This is a genomic window from Roseovarius tibetensis, from assembly GCF_050896375.1.
Lineage (GTDB): Bacteria > Pseudomonadota > Alphaproteobacteria > Rhodobacterales > Rhodobacteraceae > Roseovarius > Roseovarius tibetensis.
This window is the reverse complement of record NZ_JBPBBB010000084.1, coordinates 1-5,172: the sequence shown is the minus strand read 5'-3', so window position 1 is coordinate 5,172 and position 5,172 is coordinate 1. Positions and strand designations below refer to the sequence as shown.

Sequence of the window (5,172 nt, the reverse complement as noted above, 5' to 3'; positions counted from 1 at the left end):
GATCAGACATGTCACCGCTCCGTTTTCGGTGCCGTGAACCACGCAGCGCACCTGAAATCAATGGGTCCAGAGCCTAGTCGGCGGGGTTTTTCCAGTAACCACCTTGCCGAGCTTGTCGACGGTTGTCTCTTGCCAGCTCATACGATCAACTCTTTCAAATTGCTGGAAATCACTTCTGCCAGTTCCACCGCTTCCGCATTCAGTCCGTCGATCTCGATGTGAATGTCGCGTAGGGCTTCTTCAAAATCGAAATCTTCGTCTTCTTCCTCTGGGGCCACGCCGACATAGCGACCAGGTGTTAAGCTCCACCCTTTGGCTTCCAACTCGTTGTGCCCAACCAGCTTGACCAACCCCTCAACGTTGCGGAATTCAGCATCTGGGAATCGTGTTTGCAGCCATTCCGACTGTGTATGAAAATACCGCGCGTTCTTCAGGTGTTCAGTGACTTCCTGTCGCGCCGCGTCCAATTCATATAGTCGTTTCTTACCCTCAGCAGGCTTTGTGCCGTCAGCCACGTCGGCCTGATGCACGCGGGTCGCCAGCTTGTAAAGGTGGTCTATCTCTTTGACTAAAGCCTTGGCCCGATCCGCCACCGGTTCGAAGGCCACGCTAGACGCTTTCAGCCCGTCATTGTCACGAGGGGCATTGTCCCAATGCGTGCCGCGCGCTTTCGTGGCACCGTCACTGAGCGCCCCGATATCCGCCATGACGGTAGTAGAAAGCTTTTGCAGTTCCTCATCACTGTGGGCGCTGGTCACAGCCTTCAAAGCCTTTTCAAACCCAGCAAAATCGCAGGCTTCCATCTGGGTGAAGGCCGTTTCCAGATACTCTTGAGCCAACGCCAGAAAACGATCGGTCTGGCCGCGATAGAGCCAGACAATGCTTGACAGGTTCTGCTGTTGCTCAGGCGTGAAATCATAAATTTTGCGCGTCACCTTGCGGTAGACGTTGCGCGCATCGATCATCAGCACCTTGTCTTTCAGGTGCGCGGGCTTGGCCTTGTCGAAGAACCACAACTCGCATGGAACAGTGCGCGTATAGAAGAAGTTGCCGCGAATGGCGATCATCACATCGACATCGCCGGTCTTGATCATCGCCTCGCGCACTTTCGCCTCGCCGCCCCCTGCCGAGGATGCCTGCGAAGACATCACGATACCGGCCCGTCCGGTGTCTGACAAGTAGGCGTGGAAGAAGGACATCCAGACATAGTTGCCGTTGGACACCTTCCCGCCCTTGTTCACGCCAGGCAAGCCGAATTCCAGTCGGTCGTCGTTCTTGATCTTCTCGGCGTCAATCTCATCCACGTTGAAGGGAGGGTTGGCCATAACGAAATCAAATGGTCCTTTGTCCTTATGCGGGTCTTCGTAGTAGGAAATCGCCTTGCTGATGTCGCCTTCAAGCCCGTGAACGGCGAGGTTCATCTTGGCGAGGCGGATCGTCGTCGGGTTTTTCTCCATCCCGTAGAAGGTCACGCGGTCGCTCGGGTTCGCATGCATTTTCTCGATAAAATGGGCGGACTGCACGAACATTCCGCCAGAGCCGCAAGCGGGATCGATGATCTTGCCGTGATCGGGTTCGATCACATTGACGATGGTCTGAACAATTGAGATCGGCGTGAAGAATTCGCCGCCATCGTGGGCTTTCTGGTCAGCGAATTGCGTCAGGAAGTATTCGTAGATGCGCCCGAACACGTCACCGTCTGCTTTTTGAAGCGCGGGATCATTGAAGGTACGCAAGAGCTGGCCAAGATCGTCGTCACCAAGTTCCTGGTATTCAGACTTAGGCAAAGCGCCATCAAGGGACTGGTAGTCAGCCTCGACGCTCTCCATCGCGGCGATGATCGCACCGGCACGATCCCCTCCATCAGGGATGGAGACCAGATGATCGAACTGCGCCTCAGGTTTCAGGAAAATCGAGCCGCGCTGCGAGAAGTCTTCTTTGGTGAGCGGGCGCGTGACGCCGCCGCGCGAAGGGAGCGATGCCTTGATGTTGTCTTGGACGCGCAGGAACCGGCTGTAGGCATGACGCAGAAAGATCAGCCCCATGACCGGCAGAAAGTATTCGTTGCTGGCAAAGTTGGAGTTTGCGCGCAGATGATCGGCCACTGACCAAAGCCGTTTCTCGATCTCGCCTACGTGTTCCATGTGCTGCACGCCTCTTTTCAGTGTTGTTTTTCCATCTCTTAGCAGATGGTTGTTGGCGCTTCATGCCTGTTACGCCGTACGTGAAGATATTTGTGCCACATCCGCCAACTGATTGAAAGTTTTTTGTCCATAAATTCAATGCGTTGAGTTAGCTGTCTGATTTCTGCATGTGCGGAGCGGATTTGGAACCGTCACCTACTGCCAACATCCGTCGTTTCTAGTGCCGCCTGTCTCAGAAAGGTTGGTCGTGATCCATCGTCGAAGAAATGTTGGCATCAATCCTTGTAGGGCTGATCAGGGATGCAAGGGGGGGGACACGCCCCTGCTCGATGGGTTGGGTTCAGGGCAAGGGTAGCGCGAAAGCTCCCTTCCATGGTCTCGATGAAGTCGTCTCCATGAAATGGTCTGGGGTCTTGGGGGCAGGAACGCCCGCCAAGTCGATGGGGTGCAGGGGAGCGCCGAAGGCTCCCTTGCGAGTGGGTTTCAAGGGGCGGCGATACGCCAATTGATCCATGGTTCGGTGCAGGTGGAGAGGGACGTCTCCAAGCCCTGCGAGTGGTTGACCGGCGATACGGTCTGTTGGCTCTGGAGCGGGCTCAATGCCCTAAAAGAGCCACGGGCTGGGGGATGCAACGGGGGCGCGCAGCGGCCCCCTTGCCAAGCGGTCAGTCTTAACGGCAAAATGTAGTACATTCAGACACTTGTATTACACGGGCGCAAAAAAGATGCGGGCTGGCGCAACTTTTTTATTGAAAACGCCCAGGCCGTAACCAACCCTATGAGTACAGCAGAACAATTTATCGAAGGATGGTGCCATGCGCTCGCAGCGGCCACCAAATCCGCTCGGCCACATGTTGGTCGGCGGCCTGATTACTGCTGTCACATGGCAGCTTGTGGTTCCGCTGGACTCGCATAGCGATCCGGTGACCGTATTCGCGTTCGGCTTTCTGTTCCTCGCGGGCGCGTTGACGTTTGGCATCGGCGTCCTTGATCTGTTGCGCCTCCTGCTGCTTATGGCTGCGCGCCGTAGAGCGGAGAAGCCGACCGGCCTCTTTGGCGTGGCTTCGTTTGCCGATCTGCGGGATTGCGCCGATTTTGGCCTGACCGATCCCGCTGGCCTGTTTCTCGGCATGCTGAAAGGCGTCCCGCTCTTCTTTCGCGGCAAAGCGCACCTGCTAACGGTCGCGCCCGCCCGTCAGGGCAAGGGCATCGCTGTCGTCATTGCGAACCTGCTGCATTTCTATGGCTCGGTCTTTGTCACCGATCCCAAAGGCGAACTGGCCGCGATCACGGCGCGCGTCCGGCGGGTCATTTTTCGCCAGCTTGTGATATTCATGAATCTTGGCCGTCTGCACGGGCTTTCGTCGCACTGCTACAACCCGTTCCAGCCCGTCATCGACATTTTTGCCGATCCGCGCCGCCATCACGAGCTTGGCGATGCGGTGCGCGGCATTGTTCTGCAACTTGTCCCCGAACCCGCTGGTGGGGACAAGAACCAGTATTTTCGCGATGGGGCGCGCAATCTGCTCGAAGGGCTGATCCTGTTTCTGGTCACGCGCGGCAGGCCGGAGCGCTGCACGCTGCCAGAGCTGTGGAGGATCGTCAAAAACACTCGCCGCCTCGAACTGACCTTCGAGGAAATGGCGCAGTCTGATGCACTCGACGGTGTGGTTGCGGATTACGGTGAAGAGTTTCTGTACCAGATCGAGGATGGCGCGCGTCAGTTCTCCGACTTTCGCACGGGCGTCTCGAATGCCCTCCAGATTTTCCGTCCTGGTGGCCCTCTCGCTGAATCCGTTTCGAAATCGGATTTCCGCTTCGAAGACCTCAAAGCCAAAGGCACGACAATCTACGTCATGATCCCCGCCGAACACATCGCGGCTTACAAGCCATGGCTGGGCCTGATCACGCAGCAGGCCATCAATGCCGTCGCCAGAGAGAAAGGCGAGCAAGAGGTTCTGCTTCTTCTGGATGAGTTCGCCAATCTGGGGCGGCTCGCGGGGCTCGCGGAAGCGCTCACGCTTTTGCCAGGCTATGGCGTGCGGGTCTGGGCCATCGTGCAGGACCTTTCGCAGCTCGTGCAAGTCTATGGGCGCGAGACCGCGAACATCATCATGAGTCAGGCCGAAGTGAAGCAGTTCTTCGCCGTGCAGGACTTCGATCTTGCGCAGCGGCTCGCGCGCCTACTCGGCGAGCGCTCGATCATCACGCGCAGCTACAATCTCGGCCAGCGCGCCGAAGACGAGATCGGCGTCAGCGCGTCCGAGCGCGGCGTGCCGCTGATGCTGCCGCAAGAGATCATGGCGCTGCCAGGAGATCAGCAACTCCTGTTGGTCAAGAACGCGCCGCCGATCCGCGCCGAGAAGGTGCCGTACTGGAACGTCGCACCATGGCGCGATTGGGCCGATCCGAACCCGATGGAAGGCGATCACCCGCGCAGCGGCAAGCCCACCTTCCGCCTCCGCTACTCCGGCACAGGGAGCAAGTCATGAACAAGATCAAAGTCGAAGTCGTCAGACGGAAAGCGCCGCGTCCGCGCAAGCGCACGGCGGAACCGTCGAAGCGCCAGACAACCCTTGAGGGGCGGCGCAGCAGAGGTGACCGCATCTTTAGCGTGCTGCACTGGCTACTGCGGCGGAGCGTAGCCGCATGGCTATGCGCTGCCGCGCTCGCTGTGACCGTAACCTACGGCACGCCGCATGTGCTGGTGACTTATCGCTGCATCGACGGCGGGCGCTGCTTTGAATGCCGGTATTTCGGCGTTCAGGGAATGCGGGAGCAATTGGGTGCGCAATGGACCTGCCCCGTCTTCGTGATGATGCCCTTGGATTGGGCGCCGATCATCAGAAAACTCAAGAGTGGATAAACGCCGAAGGAAGAAAGGATAAGAGAATGACGTTTTCAGAACTCAAGAAGCATTGGCTCGATGGCGAACCCCGCGTCGAGCGGGATGAATCGCCCCGGATTTACCGGAGACCTATAGCTTCATTTCACGCGACCATATCGAGCACGTCGCGCTGTGCATAGA

General features: G+C 57.8%; 3 protein-coding genes. 2 read left to right on the top strand and 1 reads right to left on the bottom strand.

Annotated features, from left to right (window positions below; genetic code table 11):
• Positions 1-137: 137 nt before the first annotated feature.
• Positions 138-2,144: a class I SAM-dependent DNA methyltransferase gene (locus ACROSR_RS20065; RefSeq protein WP_432687657.1), complete on the bottom strand. Its 2,007-nt coding sequence runs from the start codon at positions 2,142-2,144 to the stop codon at positions 138-140.
• Between the two features lie 815 nt (positions 2,145-2,959).
• Here ACROSR_RS20065 and ACROSR_RS20060 point away from each other — a divergent pair.
• Positions 2,960-4,636 (top strand): type IV secretory system conjugative DNA transfer family protein, encoded by a 1,677-nt coding sequence (locus ACROSR_RS20060; protein WP_432687656.1) that lies wholly within the window; start codon positions 2,960-2,962, stop codon positions 4,634-4,636.
• Complete coding sequence (locus ACROSR_RS20055) at positions 4,633-5,010, top strand: hypothetical protein (RefSeq protein ID WP_432687655.1); 378 nt, start codon at positions 4,633-4,635, stop codon at positions 5,008-5,010. The genes ACROSR_RS20060 and ACROSR_RS20055 overlap by 4 nt, the downstream gene beginning before the upstream one ends.
• The last annotated feature ends 162 nt before the right edge of the window (positions 5,011-5,172 follow it).